Here is a 17586-nt window from a genome sequence, read left to right on the forward strand (position 1 = left end):
AACTACTATACCTGAATATGTAAAGTTTTGTAACGAGATTCAACATTTCTGGTCTAAACTATGTGGTGTGAGGAAAAAGATGTTGTCAAATAAAATTTATCTATGGGTTTTAATGTCTGTAACCTTGACATTACAGCTATTTTTAGGGCAAACAGCAAAAGCCAGTGAAATCACAGAAGTCATAGATAACCAAGTAAATTCCGAAAAAACATATTTAGCTCAAACTGGTGATAACTTAAATTTTGGTGATGATTTAGCTCAAGTTACCAGTATTTCCCAGTTATCAGACGTACAGCCTACAGACTGGGCGTTTCAGGCTTTACAGTCTCTAGTAGAACGTTATGGTTGTATTGCGGGTTATCCTGATGCTACATTTCGCGGAAATCGCGCCTTAACTCGCTATGAGTTTGCGGCTGGGTTGAATGCTTGTTTAGACAGAGTGAATGAACTCATTGCCACAGCCACAGCCGATATGATTAATCGCAACGATTTAACCACGTTGCAACGGTTACAAGAAGAATTTTCCGCAGAATTGGCAACTTTACGGGGTCGGGTCGATGCTTTAGAAGCCCGAACGGCAGAACTGGAAGGGAATCAATTTTCCACAACGACAAAACTGAATGCGGAAGGTATTTTTGTTGTTGCAGATATATTTGGCGATGAAAGGGCTAATGGCGGCGATTTAAATGTTAATCCAATTCTTGCTAATCGCGTCCGGCTGAATTTTGACAGTAGCTTTACTGGTAGGGATCGTTTGCGGGTACGCTTGCAATCTGGCAATATCTCAGGATTTAATAGTGGTCTAACTGGGACTAACATGACCCGGTTGGGTTTTGATGCCAATACTGGTAACAATGTAGAAATTGATGACTTTTATTATCGTTTTCCAGTGGGTAGAAACACCACAGCTTGGTTAATTGCCAATGGATTTGGTTCCGATAATGTGGTTCAAAGTACCTTCAATACTGCGTTACAGAGTGGTGGCACTGGTTCTATTTCTCGGTTCGGGCGATATCATTCTATTTATCGCATGGCATCAGGTTCAGGGCTGGCTGTTAACCATAAATTTAGTGATAGTTTAGCTCTTTCCCTGGCATATCGTGCTGCCAATGCTAATAATCCCAATGAAAAAGCAGGTTTATTTGATGGTCAACAAGCTATACAGTCACAACTAACTTTCCAACCCAGTCCGAATGTGGGTTTAGGTTTGACTTATGTCAACTACTACGCTCCTAGTGGTGCTGTAAACTTAACTGGTAGTATCGGCAGTGGTTTTGCTAGCCGACCTTTTGCAACTGATTCAGCTACTTTAGCCAACGCCTACGGTGTACAGGCTAGTTACCGATTTAGTCCCCGGTTCATTGTATCTGGTTGGGGTGGTTACACTAACGCCCAGGCCTTAGCTGGTAGTAATGAAGGTAGCAAAGCCGATATTTGGAATTGGGCGGTGACATTGGCTTTACCTGATTTTGGTAAGAGAGGTAATTTAGCTGGTTTTGTGTTTGGTATGCCTCCTAAAGTCACTAGCAATGATGTCGCTAGTCGGGAAAATGAAGGGACTTCTTATCACATAGAAGGTTTCTATCGTTACCGTGTGACAGATAATGTGGATGTGACTCCTGGTGTGATGGTGATTCTCAATCCAGAACACAATGATAATAATGACCCGCTTTGGGTAGGGGTTTTACGGACAAGGTTTAGTTTCTAATTTGGGTAGTTTACAATAGCTATTCTAGACTGGGGAAGAGGAAAATATCTTCACTTATCCCTAGTCTAAAAGTATAGGGATTTTAGGCTCAAACAGCGATCGCAGATAAAGGCTGTCTGACCCACAAGAACGGGGCTTTAAACCCAGATTTTTGGTAAAATGCCTTGAGGGTTAAGGTAACTGGATTTTCCCAAATTTATCCCATACCCAGTCCCTAATTCCCTATAACCAGTCACTAGGAGTAAGATTCTGTCTCTACAATTTATTTCCCTTCCCCCTGCTGGTTCTCAACCTGCTGCTGCTTTAATTGTCTGCTTACATGGTTGGGGCGCTAATGCTGAAGATACTGCTTCTTTAGCACCGTTTTTCAATTTACCTGATTGCCAGTTTCTTTTTCCTAATGCCCCTTTTCCCTTTCCTAATTCTCCTACAGGTAGGGCATGGTATGACCTGAGAAAGGAAAATATGTATGCAGGTTTGCCGGAAAGTCGGGAATTGTTACGGGATTGGTTGCAATCTTTGGAAAGCACTACTGGTATGCCTTTATCCCGTACTGTCTTGACGGGATTTTCTCAAGGTGGGGCGATGACTTTGGATGTGGGGTTAAAATTGCCGTTAGCGGGTTTGGTGATAATGAGTGGATATTTGCATCCTGATTTATTGACTACTGCTCCTGGTGATTTTCCCCCAAGTTTAATTATGCATGGCAGAGATGATCAGGTTGTGCCTTTATCGGCTGCTTTAAAAACAAGGGATTTTACTGAGTCTTTGGGGATGGAGGTGGATTACCATGAGTTTGATATGGGGCATGAAGTTAGCCCACAAATGTTAAATGTGTTACACGATTTTGTAAAAAATCTCTGGGACTAGTGTTAGTTCTAATTTTTTTTTGCAAATTATAGTAAAAAGATAGCAAGTTTTTCGGAAATGTGCGCCTTCTAATGAGTAAGATAGATTGGGTGGCAGCTGCAAGTGCAACTCATATCGTGCTGGGTGGTAATTCTGCATAAGGGAGGGGCAAGAATTATGAAAACTTTAAGCATTTCTCAGAACAACATTTCTGCTATGACTACGGCAGATGTGAAGGAGTTGGCTAATCGTCTGGAAGCAGATGATTACAGCAATGCTTTTGAGGGTTTAAATGATTGGCATCTATTGCGTGCGATCGCCTTTCAACGTCCTGAGTTAGTGGAACCCTATGTTTACCTGTTGGATTTAGAAGCCTACGACGAAGCATAACATTTTTAAGATTAGGAGTTAAGAGTTATATTTTTAACTACTTGCTCCTAATTTTCGACTATGCTAAATTTCCAACCCGAAACCCCAAATCGGAAAAAAAGGGTAATTATTGGTTTGGGTGGTGGTATCGCCGCCTACAAAGTTTGTGAATTGGTTTCCACTTTGTTTAAAACTGGGGTAGAGATTCGCGTCATTCTCACCCAGGCGGCGCAACAATTTATCACGCCTTTAACTTTGGCTACCCTCTCCCGCCATTGTGCATACACAGATGATGATTTTTGGCAAGGAAGTCAGCCACGTCCTTTGCATATTGAGTTGGGGGAATGGGCTGATTTGATGGTAATTGCTCCTTTGACGGCGCATACATTGGCTAAGTTAGCTTGTGGGATGGCTGATAATTTACTGACAAATACTGTGTTGGCTTCTACTTGTCCTGTGTTGTTAGCCCCGGCGATGAATACGGATATGTGGGAACAGTTGGCGGTGCAGCGCAATTGGCAGCATTTGTTGACAGATGGCAGATTTCATGGTATGAGTACGGCTTCGGGATTATTGGCTTGCGATCGCATCGGTGCAGGCAGAATGGCAGAACCCCCCGAAATTCTCACTTATATTCAATCACTACTGCACACTGGCGGTAAACGGGATTTAACTGGAAAGCGTGTATTAATTAGTGCTGGGGGAACTAGAGAATATATTGATCCAGTCCGGTTTATTGGCAATCCCTCCACAGGGAAAATGGGACTAGCTTTAGCACAAGCAGCACTACATCGAGGGGCAAATGTGACTCTGGTGCATGGTGAAGCGACTTGGGATGCACCTTTAGGGGTGGAAGCTATACCTGTGGATAGTGCCGCAGAAATGCAAGAGGTGATGCAGTCAAATTTACCCAATGCTGATGTAATAATTATGTCCGCAGCCGTGGCAGATGTCAAACCAAAAGTTTATAGTCCAGAAAAATTACCCAAGCGATCGCTACCCCAATCTTTACCTTTAGAATCAGTACCAGATATAGTTGCGGAGTTAGCACAACTCAAACAACCCCATCAATTATTAATTGGCTTTGCTGCACAAACCGGGGATATCATCACCCCAGCTATGGCTAAGTTGCAGAATAAGCAGTTGGATATGATTGTGGCTAATCCCATAGATGCGGCTGATAGTGGTTTTGGTAGTGATTATAATCGGGCGGTTTTTTTAGATAAACACGGAAATAAAGTGGAAATTGCGCGTTGTTCTAAGTTGCAACTGGCGCATTTATTATGGGATTTTGTGGTTTTTTTTCACGCAGAGTCGCAGAGGCGCGGAGAGTGAAAGAATATAATGTGTGTAACACCTGACTAATTCGGGCTTGGTTTTTCACAGCGAAGGGTTTGGAAATGTTTACCTCGTCGGATATTCCCGTAATTGGGATAATTTTGTTAATTGCTTTGGGTATTTTAGGTTGGGGCTTTTATCGCGCTAGACCTTTTGGCAAACTGGGAATCTTAGCCTGGTTACAGTCGGTGGTATTGATGACTCCCTGGCTACTATTTTTTGGTTTATTTGCGGCTGGGATTTACATCAATATAGCTGGTATATTGATTTTAGTCGTGACATCGGCTGGGTTATATGTCTTTTTAGGCAGACAGTTACGCGCAGCTGGACAAGATGCAATTATTAAGCAAAGAGCAACGGAAAGGTTAGCGGCTAATTCTTCAGAACCACTAGAAAACACGCCGCAGGTGGTACTTGCAGAAATTAAAGTTGAAACAATACCAATTCCAGAGGAAGACTTAAGCGCCATTAAAGGTATTTTTGGTATTGATACGTTTTTTGCTACAGAAACTATCTCCTATCAAGAAGGCGCGATTTTTAAAGGTAATATGCGCGGGGAAGCAGAGGAAGTTTACCAACGTCTGACTGCTAGTTTACAAGCTAAATTAGCTGATAAATATCGTCTGTTTTTAGTAGATAGCACAGATGGTAAACCTGTGGTAATTGTTTTACCTAGCCGTAATGATCCCCGTCCCATGTCATTATCCCAAAAATCCTTTGGGGTGATTTTGTTGTTAGCAACAATTGCTACAACTTTAGAAACTGCGGGATTATTGTTGAATTTTGATTTATTTAGCAACCCAGAACGATATACAGAGGCTTTACCCATAGCTGCTGGGATATTGGCAATTTTAGCAACTCATGAAATTGGTCATTGGTTGATGGCGCGTCGTCATCAAGTTCGCCTGAGCTGGCCTTTCTTTTTACCTGCGGTGCAAATCGGCTCTTTTGGTGCTATTACTCGCTTTGAGTCTTTATTACCCAATCGCAAGGTACTATTTGATATTGCTTTAGCAGGGCCTGCGGCGGGTGGTATCCTATCTTTATTCATGTTAATTGTGGGTTTACTACTTTCGCAGCCTGGTAGTTTATTTCAATTACCTAATCAGTTTTTCCAAGGTTCAATTTTAGTCGGTAGCTTGGCGCGGGTTATCCTGGGTTCGGCTTTGCAATCATCTGTTGTCAGTGTCCATCCTTTAGTAGTGATTGGTTGGCTAGGTTTAGTGATTACGGCTTTGAATTTAATGCCGGCTGGACAGTTAGACGGTGGTAGGATTGTACAAGCAATTTATGGTCGTAAAACCGCAGGTAGGGCGACTGCTGCGACTTTAATTTTACTGGGGCTAATTGCTTTGGGTAATTCCTTAGCTATTTATTGGGCGGTGGTGATTTTCTTCTTACAAAGAGATTTAGAACGCCCTACTTTAAATGAAATCAGCGAACCAGATGATGCTAGAGCGGCTTTAGGTTTATTAGCTCTATTTTTAATGATTGCTACCCTTTTACCTTTAACTCCCGGTGTCGCAGGAAGGTTAGGTATTGGTTGATGAGCAGGGGGGAGGAAGTCTAATTTATTACACCCTACTCCCCACTCCCCACTCCCTACGGTTTCCACCCAGCGAGTAAATTAGGATAACTGGTTGGGGTAGGGAACATCTTTTTTAACCGAAGTTGACGCTTGAGTGATTGTTCTTGGCTGAGATTCCAGAGGGTTTCATAAAAGAAAAAGGAAACTCCGGCAAATTTGCGATCGCGCACTGTTTCTACTTGTGTTTTAATCTGTTCTATGGGTACTGTACGATTTTTCAACCCTGATAAAATCCCAATACTCACAGGAATATGGCTCCGGGCGGCTTTCACTTCTGGATACTCTAATTCTTTGATAAATACATTCAAATCATCTCGATATATCTGCAATACTAAATCTTCTACCAGTCCCATTCTTTCCCATCTCTGCCAATCTGCTAAATAATATTCGTAGGAGAAACGCTGCGGATTAGGGGCGACGGAAACTATACAATCTTTGTGATTAGCTTTGATGGCTGTAAATACCCGCTTCATGAAGTCGGTAATTTTATTCGCTCTCCATCTCACCCATGCGGGATTTTTGGGATCTTGTGGCGGTGCTTGTCCCCGGTGTTCTTGTTTGTACAAGGCTACAGTATAGGCATCATAGCCTAATTCTGATGGTAAGCCGAAATGATCGTCAAATTGAATACCGTCAATATCGTAGTTTTTGACGATTTCCACAATTAAATCTTGAATAAATGTCTGCACTTCTGGGTGAAAGGGATTTAACCACACCCGCTCATGTATCCCTTCTTTGACAATTTTACTACCATCGCTGCGACTGGTGAGCCATTGGGGACGATTCTTAGCTAGGAGGGAGTCAGCCGGAGCCATAAAGCCAAATTCAAACCAGGGTATGACTTTCAGCCCTTTTTGATGTCCTTCGGTGACAACTTCTTTGAGCATATCTCGTCCTTGTAATCCGGGTTCGGGATCGAGCGATCGCCCAATGACTTTGGCTGCAACTTTGCTAGGATATAATGTATACCCCCAATTCCACACTACAGGGTAAACTGTATTAAAGTTTAATTCATTCAGCCGTTGCAAAGCATTTTTCAGGCGATCGCGTTCAAATAGTACATTACTATCAATATTGGTTAACCACACACCTCTTAATTCTGACTGGGGTGCTGTTTGAGCATTCACTGGAAAGGATAGCATGACTGTAGCAATCATACTCAAAGCCACTATTACCGCAAATAACCCCTGCTTTTGACGGTAAAAAAATTTCCCCCCCATCAACTCAATACACCACTGGAAAAATTTATTCATAACTTGCTACGCACAGCCTCAAACATGATTCATGACTAGTCTATTTAGCCATAAGTTGCGTTATTTTCTGCATCTTTACAGCGATAATTATATAAGGTATATCTTAGCCCCCTCATCGCTTGCGGAGAGGGGGTTGGGGGTGGGGTTCTTTTCCTGCATCTTTATATAAAATTGGTATGAGGTACAGCAGTAATAATTAAACGCAGATGAACGCAGATAAACTAGGAAAGGAACAAATAATCACAATTAGAGTGTCTATCTAAACATTAATAAATATAGGCATCTTCCCATGAAAGCTACTCTCAAAAAGTATTTTCTTGTCTATCAAAATAAAATCATCACCGCTTTAATTTTGACAGCTATTTTATCTATAGGTGGGGGGTTGACAATCATCAACAACGCCGTAGCTGATTCCCCTTTGAGAACAGAACGGAACACTGAATTATTATCCAGAGAACGTCAAAATAGCTTACCAAGTGTAGTATCTAAGGCTGTATTGACAGATTTAGCAAGTAAACAGGGAATTGACATTAAAGAACTCAAAATTATTGATTATCGCCAACAAACTTGGAGCAATGGTTGTTTAGATTTAGCTCAACCCAATGAAATGTGTACCCAAGCCTTAGTTCCTGGTTGGCGAGTTGTGATTGCTCATAATCAACAAAACTGGATATATCACACCAATAGCAACGGTCGTTCTTTACGTTTAGCTACTACAAATAACCCCAGCGATTCATCCATCAATCTACCTGAAGCAATAAAAAATGCCGTTGTTCGTGACGCATCCACTCGCAGCACAACTAAAGTTGCGGTGACTCCCCAAAATATTACTGAAGTAGAAAAAGTAGTTTGGAGTAATGGCTGTTTGGACATAGGCGGTGGAATTTGCACCTTTGCACTCGTACCCGGTTGGCGCGTGACTGTAACCGTCGCTGAAGAACAGTTTATTTATCACACTGATGAAGATTCTCTGGTGAAGTTTAACCCAGATGCTAGTCAAAAATTGTAGTCTCTATATCAAACTACACTTTATCTATCGGAATTAAGTTGTACTTTTGGGGAATAGATGATAGGATATGCTTTAGATAATAAATACATCTCAGGATAGATGAGTCATCAAAGCGATTGCTCACACCACATTTGGGTACAATCCCATAATCCGACAAAACGAGAGTTAAAACTGCAACAACAGCCACAGAAAGAGCCGACATTTTATTATTTTGCCTATGGCTCGTGTATGTGTCCGGTAGATTTAAAGCGATCGCTCGGTGAAAACACTCACCCTTACATTATCGGACCAGCAGTGTTAAAAGGCTATCGCTTAGGGTTCTATACCTATTCTCCCACTCGCCACTGTGGAGTTTTGGATGTATTACCAGATACTAACGCCAGTGTAAAAGGTGTGCTGTATCGCCTACCCTGGCGCTTGAGTAAATATTTAGATAAGCGGGAAGGTGTTTCTGAAAGTTTCTATCGTCGGGAAACAGTAGAGATTCACTGCCAAAATCATGTATACAAGAACACTCGCACCTATGTAGTAGTTAACAAGCTCACAGAAGAACTCGCCCCCAATGACTGGTATTTTAACGTTGTTCTGCGGGGTGCTGTCACCTGTGGACTACCAGAGGAATACTGCTGGCATTTGTTTGACCATATGTACAAATTACAACAAAGCCATCAACAAAAGCAAATCTTACACCCCACCCCTAGCCTTTTTCCCCCAGGGAAGATGGAAATCAGTACCTAATAGATAATAGAAAAACCTCAAACCAATTCTGGCTTGAGGTTTCCGAAACTATCACCTTTGGAAACTCCAGTATTTAGGAACTCAAAAGGTGTAATCAAATTGGTTTAGTAACGGCTACGGAAATTACCGCCCCCACCACTACGGTTTCCACCACCACCACCGAAGGAACCTCTATCTTCTCTGGGTTTCGCCTTGTTTACTTTCAAGTCGCGTCCCATCCATTCAGCACCATCAAGAGCTTCGATAGCTGCTGTTTCTTCTTCATCTGTACCCATTTCTACAAAGCCAAAGCCGCGCAGTTGTCCTGTTTCACGGTTGGTTGGTAGTTGTACACGTTTTACAGAACCATATTCTGCAAATACAGCACTAAGAGTGTCTTGTGTAACTTCGTAAGATAGGTTGCCTACGTAAACTGACATAGATTTTCTCCAAAATCGTAAGAGTGTAGAGATTTCGATTTCGGGGAAAAGTCTGTAAATACCAAAAGGAAAAAGCCTGTCAATAATAAAAACAAAAGCTGATCGCCGAATAAATTCTCACTCCCCCACTATGACACAAATTTCCCAAGTGTGGGGGAGTCAATAAAAATTGTTATGAAAAGTCACACAAGCCACAGAAATTTAAGTATGACATATTCTGCGATCGCACGTTAACTTTTTTTTAAGCAAAATAACCATTAAATTAGATATAGGGACTACAAACACAAACCGATGAACGCGATCGCCTCCTGTCTTGCATCTACCATTAACGAAGAAAATGCCATCTGTCTTTGGGAAAACCTGGAACACAGCCAGCAAAAACATATTCAACAGGCGATCGCATCTGCAAACCCGCCCCATTGTCTCGTCTATCCCCGCACCCCAGCCCAACTAGCAGCAATCATTGCCGAGGCGCACCGTCAAAATTGGCGCGTCCTCCCCTGTGGGAAAACCACTAAAATTCACTGGGGTGGTTTAGTCAACAGCGTCGATATCGTAGTTAGTACAGAACACATCAATCAACTAATTCAACACGCCGTTGGTGATTTAACCGTCACAGTAGAAGCCGGGATGCAGTTTTCCCATCTCCAAGAAATTTTGGCAAAATCGCAGCAATTTATCGCCCTAGACCCCAGCACACCAGAATTAGCCACCATTGGTGGTATCATCGCCACAGCCGATACCAATTCCCTCAGACAACGTTACGGTAGTGTCCGCGACCAGCTACTAGGAATTACCTTTATCCGGGCTGATGGGCAAATTGCCAAAGCAGGCGGGCGAGTGGTGAAAAACGTGGCTGGATACGATTTGATGAAGTTATTCACTGGTTCTTATAGCACGTTAGGCGTAATTAGTCAAGTAACTTTCCGTGTGTATCCCTTACCGGAAGCATCTGGTACGGTGGTGCTAACTGGGACACCAGAAGCTATATCCCAAGCCGCAAGTATTCTCCGCAGTTCTGCTTTAACACCCACCCAGGCTGATTTGCTATCACCTCAACTCGTTTCTGCATTAGGCTTCAGTCAGGGGTTGGGATTAATGGCACGTTTCCAAAGTATTAGCGAAAGTGTCAAGGAACAATCAAATCGCTTGTTGGCGATGGGGGAAAAATTGGGTCTGAATGGGACAATTTATCTGAATGCAGATGAAGGCTCTCTATGGCAAAGATTGCGAGAAATCATGGATAATCGGGTAACAGATTCTGCCATTACCTGCAAAATAGGAGTATTACCTACTGGGGCTGTGGAGGTTTTGACTAAAGCAGATATGGGTTTGGTTCACCTAGCTAGTGGTTTGGGTTGGTTGCAATTTGAGGATGAAAGTCAGGTTTTAAAAATGCGTCAGCAGTGTGAATATCATCAAGGTTTTTTGAGTATTTTAACAGCACCACATAGGGTTAAAGAATCAATGGATGTTTGGGGTTATTCTGGTAATTCTTTGCAGATAATGCGTCAAGTTAAGGCTCAGTTTGATAGTCAGAATATTTTAAGTCCTGGTCGGTTTGTGGGGGGAATTTGATTTAACTAACCGCAAAGGACACAAAGGACACGAAGGAAGAGGGGAAGAGAATAAAATGCAAGTTTCTGATAGTTCTGTGAATGATACTGCTAAGATTAAGAATTTAAAGGGTTTTGATGTTAGTCAGCCACCTGATCCGAAGTTGATTGATAGCTGTGTACATTGTGGTTTTTGTTTGGCTACTTGTCCCAGTTATCGGGTGATTGGTAAGGAGATGGATTCTCCTAGAGGGCGCATCTATTTAATGGATGCTATTAATGAGGGTGAAATTGCTCTGAATACGGCAACTGTTCAACATTTTGATTCTTGTTTGGGTTGTCTGGCTTGTGTGAGTACCTGTCCTTCTGGTGTACAGTATGACAAGTTGATTTCTGCGACTCGTCACCAAGTTGAACGCAATTATTCCCGCAGTTTACCAGATACTTTAATTCGTAAACTGATATTTTCTTTGTTTCCTAATCCTGATTTATTACGCTTGTTTTTGTTTCCTTTGTTGGTTTATCAAAAATTAGGTTTACCAAAGTTGGTGCGGGCTACAGGGTTACTTAAAAAAGTATCTCCCCGTTTGGCTGCAATGGAATCAATTTTACCCACAATTACTGTTAAGTCTTTTCAGGATAATTTACCCGATGTGATTCCCGCCCAAGGTGAGAAGCGTTACCGAGTTGGGGTGATTTTGGGATGTGTGCAACGCTTGTTTTTCTCTCCTATTAATGAAGCAACTGTAAGGGTTTTAACGGCTAATGGTTGTGAGGTTGTAATTCCAAAATCTCAAGGTTGTTGTGCGGCGCTTCCTGAACACCAAGGACAAACTCAACAAGCGCAGGCTTTAGCTAGACAAATGATTGATAGTTTTGCTAATACCGATGTAGATTTTGTAATTATCAATGCTGCTGGTTGCGGTCATACTTTAAAAGAATACGGTCACATTTTACAAGATGATCCAGAATATAAAGAAAAGGCTGAGGCATTTGCCGCTAAGGTCAAAGATGCTCAAGAGTTTTTAGTCCATGTGGGTATCACAGCTAAATTATCACCATTAACTGATAAACCTTTAAATTTAGTTTATCAAGATGCTTGCCATTTATTACATGGTCAAAAGATTAGTGTGCAACCACGTCAGATGTTAAAACAAATTCCCGGAATCAAGTTAAGCGAACCCCTAGATGCAGCTTTATGTTGTGGGAGTGCGGGTGTTTATAATATGCTGCAACCAGAAGTTGCTGAAGAATTAGGACAGCAAAAAGTGCAGAACTTATTAAATACTGGTGCAGAGTTAATTGCTTCGGCTAATCCTGGTTGTACTTTACAAATTACCAAACATCTGCAATTGCAAGGTAAAACAATTTCAGTCATGCACCCAATGGAATTATTAGATTATTCAATCCGGGGCGTGAAATTAAACTGAGTGAGATACACAAGGGCGGGTAAAATTTCATAATTAGCTCAACTCAAAACAAACGTAATCACCAGATCCCCGACTTATTTGAGAAGTCCGGGATCTATATCCTTAAATTCAGAAGCAACTATCTGATGCTGAAATAGTTGTGTATTTATAATTACAGATGATTTTAGGCGATCGCACGTTTATTTGCTATAATCAGTGTATCTTTGATACAAAGTTTACAGTATTACACATTTCAAACTGTTAACTTCTAAAGTTTTTTGGGAATACTATATTTGCAGTTCTTAATAAATTTTCAGTCAATGAGCATGAAATTTACAGGAAAAATTAAGGCTATTAGTATTAAGGAGGGTAAATCTGGTCTGGGATTTATTGATTCTGATAGACCAATACCTGATCATGAAGGTGATCTACTTTTCTTTGCTGACAAGCTGGTTGGTCTAGCAATTGAATATGTAGAGCGAGGAGATTCAGTAGAATTTACTGTTACTGAATGGAATAAAAAAGATGGTACTAGCCAAAAAATTGCCGAAGAAGTTCGCTTCTTGAATAAAACCATCAACTTAACAGGTGTGATCAATTGGGTAAATACAGAAAAAGGCAACGGTTATATAAGACCCGACACACCATTAGATAATCTAAATAAAGATTTATTCTTTTTTAAAGAAGATTTAGAGGATGTAGAAATAGAAAATGTTTCCAGAGGCGATTTGGTTGAATTTATAGTAAAAATTATAAATTATAGAGATGGGAGGGTAATAAAGTCAGTTAAAAATATTCGCTTACTTACAGACCAAGTAAATCTTTCTATAAAATCAGCCACAAATACACAAGTTTCTGAGTCAGTATCAACCACAAATACACAAACTTCTGATATAGCACCAGCCACAAATACACAAACTTATAATCACCATACTTTAAAGCTCAAAGAAGTCAAGGAAAATATGGGTTTACTTCTGAGTAGTTATAAAACACTATCAGATCCGGGAGAGTTTGAGGATTATACATTCATGATTCTCCGGCTCTTGGGTATCCACAGCTTATATCAATACGATCAAAAAAATCAAGCTGGTAGAGCCGATGGTTTTTTTATAATTGGTAGTCTAGCAGTAATGTATGACTGTACGCTCAGAAATGATTTTGAAGAACACAAAAAAGAACAAATTGAAAATTATGTTAATAAATTGAAAAATTCTCAAATCACAATTGATTTCAGATTAACCGATGGTGGTGTCAGGAAAAAAACTCTGCAAATACATGGTAAAAATTGTCAGGTTTGGATAATTACTAAAAACCTTACTAGAGAATTGTATGATGTTGATGGGATTCGGGTTAAAGAAGTTGCAATTCCAGATTTAATGAAGGTCTTTAATAAAAGACTGTATTCCGATGCTTTTGAAGAAGACGAACTATCTGCAAATCTTGCAGTAATTGATAAATCTTGATCTGTCGCCACATCAGCACAAATATACTCAATTAGCTAAAAATAATGAATATTAATGCCTCTATTATCGATCAACGTTTGGAATCATTGGCTGATGCCATTCGACAACAGGCTGATGAAGAATTACGTATTCGTGATCCTGGCAGGCTTAAATCTTTGGCATTTGTATATTTTTGCGTTACAACTCTTTTGGATTTAGAAGATTCTCATGCCTTTGATTGTTTAACTGAAGGTGGTGGAGATTTTGGTGTAGATGCCATGCACATTTCCGAAGAATATGATGGCGAGTTTACAGTCAGTTTATTTCAGGCGAAATATGTAAACAATCTAGAAGGCAACGCTAATTTTCCTGAAAATGGAATCACGGCTCTCATTAATGCAATTCGATTTTTGTTTGATCCTACTGCAAGATTAGAACATATTAATCAACGCTTACTTACCAAGGTAGAAGAAGCCCGCAGCTTAATTCGGGACGGATATATTCCACAAATCAGAGCATTAGCCTGTAACAATGGATTGGAATGGAATGCTGCATCTCAGGAAGCAATTAGTCGCGCTGGATTCGGCGATCAGGTTACATGGGAACACGTAAATCACGAACGTCTCATTAAAATTCTGCAAGCGTCCAAGCCAGTCAAAGATACTTTGCAACTCAGTGGTAAAGCTGTAGTTGAAGATATGAATTTCAGTCGGGTGCTGGTGGGGAGAATTTCAGTGACTGAAATTCAGGCTCTGATCGAGCAGCACGGAGAACGGTTGCTAGAACGTAATATCCGCCGTTACTTAGGGCTACAAGGAAACCGGGTCAACGAAGGTATTCGAGATACCTTAAAGAGCGACGAGAAGAACAATTTCTATTTTTATAATAATGGCATCACTCTAACTTGTGACAGTTTTTCCTATAACGCGCTGCAAAACGGTGATTATCAGGTACGAGTTGAGAATCTGCAAATTATTAATGGTGGTCAAACCTGTCTGACAATTTTTAAAACTCTTCAAGAGCCAAATTTATTAGATTCGCTACAGCAAAATACCCAAGCCTATGTTTTGCTTCGGCTTTATCAATTACCTAGTGATAACGAGGATCTAGTCCAAAAAATTACTTATGCTACCAATAGTCAAAACCCAGTGGATCTGCGTGATCTGAGAGCCAACGATGACCGCCAGCAAAGACTGGAAATGGATATCAAACAACTGGGATTTAACTATCGCCGCAAACGCTCTGACACTGGCACCAAATCCACGGATATTACTTCGGGTGTAGCGGCTGAGGCGATACTGGCCGTTTGGCGGAAAAAGCCCCATCAAGCCAAGTTTTTTACTCGTGAGCATTTCGGTAAACTATACGATACAATTTTTACTCAGCAGCTTAATGGCGCACAAGTTATGATCGCTGTACATCTGTACAGAATTGCCGAAAATCGACGCAAACGACCAAACCCAAATGATCCCGCTTATGTCCGCTATGCTTCTTGCTTTATTGCAATGCAGATGGGGCGAAGGCTTCTAAGTGAAATGAATCTCGAAATTGAGCAGATTAATCACCGCAATTTTCAGGATGCCAATCAGTTGATTGATCAAAACGGGGAGGCTTATTTCAATGATTCAGTACAAGACGTTCAACAAGCACTTCAAGAACTTTACGGCCAGCAAGAAATTTCCTTACAACAACTTTCTGCGACTTTCCGACGAGGTGATTTGATAGAGAAGCTTCAGCATATAGAAATCCATTGAATCTATTTTTGAGGAACAACCCCAGATTGTAGGCAGAATAACACAACATATCTGCGATTTAGGGTACTTTAGTTTTGGTTCCACATCCTGTAGTTTCAAATTTTATGCTACATTTAAATGTTTTTAATAATCCAAACGAAAATCTTTGTATCTATCCAAGGTTCTTATTTATCCTTAATTAAGTAGTAATAATTTTTTAAATAATGCCCAGGATTCTTGTTATAGACGATGACGCGGCAATTTCAGAACTTGTTGCCGTCAATTTGGAAATGGCTGGTTACGATGTCAGCCAAGCTGAAGATGGCATTAAGGGTCAAGCGCTGGCTCTCCAGCTACAACCTGACTTGATTATGCTCGATTTGATGTTGCCGAGAGTAGACGGTTTTACGGTTTGCCAACGTCTACGCCGCGATGACCGCACAGCAGAAATTCCGGTGTTGATGCTGACGGCTTTAAGCCAAACTCAGGATAAAGTGGAAGGCTTCAATGCTGGCGCTGATGATTACCTCACCAAGCCTTTTGAGGTGGAAGAGCTTTTGGCGCGGGTAAGGGCTTTATTGCGGCGCACTGACCGGATTCCCCAAGCGGCAAAACACAGCGAAATTCTCAATTATGGGAATTTGACTCTGGTTCCCGAAAGATTTGAGGCTATCTGGTTCAATGAAACGGTGAAATTAACTCATCTGGAATTTGAGTTACTCCACTGTTTACTGCAACGCCACGGTCAGACAGTTTCTCCTAGCGAAATTCTGCGAGAAGTTTGGGGCTATGATCCAGATGATGACATTGAAACTATTCGAGTCCATATCCGCCACTTGAGAACTAAGTTGGAACCAGACCCCCGTCACCCCCGCTATATCAAAACTGTCTATGGTGCGGGATATTGTTTAGAGTTACCTGGCTTACCTCAATCTAATGAGGGGGCTTCTGCATCAGTGATTGAGTGAAATTTTTCAGGGATTTCAGGGATATGTGAGGTCATCTCGCCTTCTCTACGCAAAACGGCACTCTGATGATTGACACATCTGTACTTTGACTCGCTACGTACACTAGGGTTCGGCTTCTACTCTACGAGAAGCCACCCTCCAGAGTACAGTTTGGTCAAAAGGCTCTTCTATGCTGGAACAGTGCCATGAGTGTGCATTCCCAAACTAGGCGCGGTTGGGCGTAACACAGTAAGGATTTACGGGCTTGTTCTAGTTTGTGGATAATTTCTGGTTGATGCCACTGTTGCCAGTAGGATTGTTCTAGATAATCGACTAACCATAGTTGTGCTTCTGTATCTAATTCTTGGGCAATTTTTTTGGCTAACTCTAAGGCTTGGCGGTAGGATGTAGGGGCTTTGGTGACATCTTGGATTAAGGTGTCAGGAATAATCTGTAGTTGTTTATAGGATGCGATCGCACTGCCTGGGCTACCAGCTGCTATATTTAACACTGGCTGATGCTGCAAAATTTCCTCATGTCCTGTTTGGGTAAGTACCTGAGTTAAAGATTGTGTATCTAAACGATAAAAAGGAATCCGTTGACAGCGTGACACTAAAGTGGGTAAAACTGACTCAGGAGATGGTGCAATCAAAATTAAGGTCGCCTGTCCTGGTTCTTCCAAAGTCTTTAGCAACGCATTAGCGGCTGATTCTGCCATTGTTTCGGCTGACTCTAGCACTACCACATTTCTTCCTGATTCTAAGGGCGGACGGCCGAGAAACTCGGTAATTTCCCGAATCTGCTCTAACCTAATTACAGGGGGTGCTTTGCGCTTGAGTTTTTTCTCAGCTGCTTCTACGACTGTGAGTCGTTTTCCCTCGTGTTGGTATGTCGGCTGTACCCACAACAAATCAGGATGATTCCCTTGACGCAAACGACTGTGTAATGAGTTGATATTCCGTGTCTGGGCTGAAAATAACAATTCTACAAAACACCGTGCGGCTAAAGTTTTACCCACACCATCTATACCCACAAATAAATAAGCTGGGGCGACTCGGTTTTGTTTAACAGCTTGAGTCAGTAATTCTACGGCTTGTGACTGTCCTGAAAGTGGCGCAAATGGATCAATTGTCATTACTCATTAGGGATTTTCAGAAAATAAATTGTCCCATTTCATCAGACCATATTTGTTCTTTATCCCCCCTTCGACTGCGCTCAGGGCAAGCCT

General features: G+C 41.4%; 15 protein-coding genes. 12 read left to right on the forward strand and 3 right to left on the reverse strand.

The window, feature by feature from the left end; genetic code table 11:
* Positions 1 to 79 precede the first annotated feature (79 nt).
* The 5 genes from ACM0OP_RS11360 to ACM0OP_RS11380 all read left to right on the forward strand — a co-directional run bounded on the left by ACM0OP_RS11360 (position 80) and on the right by ACM0OP_RS11380 (position 5811).
* Positions 80 to 1708 carry an iron uptake porin gene (locus ACM0OP_RS11360; protein WP_414528546.1) on the forward strand — a complete coding sequence of 543 codons (1629 nt, stop codon included), beginning with the start codon at positions 80 to 82 and terminating at the stop codon, positions 1706 to 1708.
* Between the two features lie 249 nt (positions 1709 to 1957).
* A complete protein-coding gene (locus tag ACM0OP_RS11365) occupies positions 1958 to 2578 on the forward strand; it encodes an alpha/beta hydrolase (protein ID WP_414528548.1) in 621 nt (206 codons plus the stop codon).
* Positions 2579 to 2734: 156 nt separating this feature from the next.
* Positions 2735 to 2947: a protein IsiD gene (gene isiD, locus ACM0OP_RS11370; protein WP_414528514.1), complete on the forward strand. Its 213-nt coding sequence runs from the start codon at positions 2735 to 2737 to the stop codon at positions 2945 to 2947.
* Positions 2948 to 3007: 60 nt separating this feature from the next.
* Positions 3008 to 4261, forward strand: a complete 1254-nt coding sequence (coaBC, locus tag ACM0OP_RS11375) for a bifunctional phosphopantothenoylcysteine decarboxylase/phosphopantothenate--cysteine ligase CoaBC (RefSeq protein ID WP_414528515.1) — start codon at positions 3008 to 3010, stop codon at positions 4259 to 4261.
* Between the two features lie 65 nt (positions 4262 to 4326).
* A complete protein-coding gene (locus ACM0OP_RS11380; protein WP_414528516.1) occupies positions 4327 to 5811 on the forward strand; it encodes a site-2 protease family protein in 1485 nt (494 codons plus the stop codon).
* A gap of 55 nt (positions 5812 to 5866) precedes the next feature.
* Here the strand turns inward: ACM0OP_RS11380 and ACM0OP_RS11385 are convergent, their stop codons facing one another.
* The gene (locus ACM0OP_RS11385) at positions 5867 to 7105 is read right to left on the reverse strand and encodes a glycoside hydrolase family 10 protein (protein ID WP_414528517.1); all 1239 of its coding nucleotides are present in this window, start codon (positions 7103 to 7105) and stop codon (positions 5867 to 5869) included.
* 289 nt (positions 7106 to 7394) lie between these two features.
* Here ACM0OP_RS11385 and ACM0OP_RS11390 point away from each other — a divergent pair, with 289 nt between their 5' ends.
* Positions 7395 to 8114: a hypothetical protein gene (locus tag ACM0OP_RS11390; RefSeq protein WP_414528518.1), complete on the forward strand. Its 720-nt coding sequence runs from the start codon at positions 7395 to 7397 to the stop codon at positions 8112 to 8114.
* Positions 8115 to 8213: 99 nt separating this feature from the next.
* A complete protein-coding gene (locus tag ACM0OP_RS11395; protein WP_414528519.1) occupies positions 8214 to 8852 on the forward strand; it encodes a gamma-glutamylcyclotransferase in 639 nt (212 codons plus the stop codon).
* Between the two features lie 104 nt (positions 8853 to 8956).
* Here ACM0OP_RS11395 and ACM0OP_RS11400 read toward each other — a convergent pair whose 3' ends face one another.
* Positions 8957 to 9271: an RNA recognition motif domain-containing protein gene (locus ACM0OP_RS11400; protein WP_414528520.1), complete on the reverse strand. Its 315-nt coding sequence runs from the start codon at positions 9269 to 9271 to the stop codon at positions 8957 to 8959.
* Between the two features lie 291 nt (positions 9272 to 9562).
* Here ACM0OP_RS11400 and ACM0OP_RS11405 point away from each other — a divergent pair, with 291 nt between their 5' ends.
* The 5 genes from ACM0OP_RS11405 (at position 9563) to ACM0OP_RS11425 (ending at position 16379) form a co-directional block, all read left to right on the forward strand.
* On the forward strand, positions 9563 to 10849 hold the full coding sequence (locus tag ACM0OP_RS11405) for an FAD-binding oxidoreductase (RefSeq protein ID WP_414528521.1): 1287 nt from the start codon (positions 9563 to 9565) through the stop codon (positions 10847 to 10849).
* A gap of 55 nt (positions 10850 to 10904) precedes the next feature.
* The gene (locus ACM0OP_RS11410) at positions 10905 to 12257 is read left to right on the forward strand and encodes a (Fe-S)-binding protein (protein WP_414528522.1); all 1353 of its coding nucleotides are present in this window, start codon (positions 10905 to 10907) and stop codon (positions 12255 to 12257) included.
* 305 nt (positions 12258 to 12562) lie between these two features.
* Positions 12563 to 13699 carry a cold-shock protein gene (locus tag ACM0OP_RS11415; protein ID WP_414528523.1) on the forward strand — a complete coding sequence of 379 codons (1137 nt, stop codon included), beginning with the start codon at positions 12563 to 12565 and terminating at the stop codon, positions 13697 to 13699.
* 44 nt (positions 13700 to 13743) lie between these two features.
* Positions 13744 to 15432, forward strand: a complete 1689-nt coding sequence (locus ACM0OP_RS11420) for an AIPR family protein (RefSeq protein ID WP_414528524.1) — start codon at positions 13744 to 13746, stop codon at positions 15430 to 15432.
* 203 nt (positions 15433 to 15635) lie between these two features.
* Positions 15636 to 16379: a response regulator transcription factor gene (locus ACM0OP_RS11425; RefSeq protein WP_414528525.1), complete on the forward strand. Its 744-nt coding sequence runs from the start codon at positions 15636 to 15638 to the stop codon at positions 16377 to 16379.
* A gap of 154 nt (positions 16380 to 16533) precedes the next feature.
* Here the strand turns inward: ACM0OP_RS11425 and holB are convergent, their stop codons facing one another.
* The gene (holB, locus tag ACM0OP_RS11430) at positions 16534 to 17493 is read right to left on the reverse strand and encodes a DNA polymerase III subunit delta' (RefSeq protein ID WP_414528526.1); all 960 of its coding nucleotides are present in this window, start codon (positions 17491 to 17493) and stop codon (positions 16534 to 16536) included.
* Positions 17494 to 17586 lie beyond the last annotated feature (93 nt).

The organism is Nodularia chucula CCY0103, from assembly GCF_963923915.1.
GTDB lineage: Bacteria > Cyanobacteriota > Cyanobacteriia > Cyanobacteriales > Nostocaceae > Nodularia > Nodularia chucula.

Bases quoted from the DNA above. Each gene is read 5' to 3' on its own strand.
- ACM0OP_RS11360 (WP_414528546.1), top strand. From the start codon at position 80: ATGTTGTCAAATAAAATTTATCTATGGGTTTTAATGTCTGTAACCTTG.
- isiD (WP_414528514.1), top strand. From the start codon at position 2,735: ATGAAAACTTTAAGCATTTCTCAGAACAACATTTCTGCTATGACTACG.
- coaBC (WP_414528515.1), top strand. From the start codon at position 3,008: ATGCTAAATTTCCAACCCGAAACCCCAAATCGGAAAAAAAGGGTAATT.
- ACM0OP_RS11380 (WP_414528516.1), top strand. From the start codon at position 4,327: ATGTTTACCTCGTCGGATATTCCCGTAATTGGGATAATTTTGTTAATT.
- ACM0OP_RS11385 (WP_414528517.1), bottom strand. From the start codon at position 7,105: ATGAATAAATTTTTCCAGTGGTGTATTGAGTTGATGGGGGGGAAATTT.
- ACM0OP_RS11390 (WP_414528518.1), top strand. From the start codon at position 7,395: ATGAAAGCTACTCTCAAAAAGTATTTTCTTGTCTATCAAAATAAAATC.
- ACM0OP_RS11395 (WP_414528519.1), top strand. From the start codon at position 8,214: ATGAGTCATCAAAGCGATTGCTCACACCACATTTGGGTACAATCCCAT.
- ACM0OP_RS11400 (WP_414528520.1), bottom strand. From the start codon at position 9,271: ATGTCAGTTTACGTAGGCAACCTATCTTACGAAGTTACACAAGACACT.
- ACM0OP_RS11405 (WP_414528521.1), top strand. From the start codon at position 9,563: ATGAACGCGATCGCCTCCTGTCTTGCATCTACCATTAACGAAGAAAAT.
- ACM0OP_RS11410 (WP_414528522.1), top strand. From the start codon at position 10,905: ATGCAAGTTTCTGATAGTTCTGTGAATGATACTGCTAAGATTAAGAAT.
- ACM0OP_RS11415 (WP_414528523.1), top strand. From the start codon at position 12,563: ATGAAATTTACAGGAAAAATTAAGGCTATTAGTATTAAGGAGGGTAAA.
- ACM0OP_RS11420 (WP_414528524.1), top strand. From the start codon at position 13,744: ATGAATATTAATGCCTCTATTATCGATCAACGTTTGGAATCATTGGCT.
- ACM0OP_RS11425 (WP_414528525.1), top strand. From the start codon at position 15,636: ATGCCCAGGATTCTTGTTATAGACGATGACGCGGCAATTTCAGAACTT.
- holB (WP_414528526.1), bottom strand. From the start codon at position 17,493: ATGACAATTGATCCATTTGCGCCACTTTCAGGACAGTCACAAGCCGTA.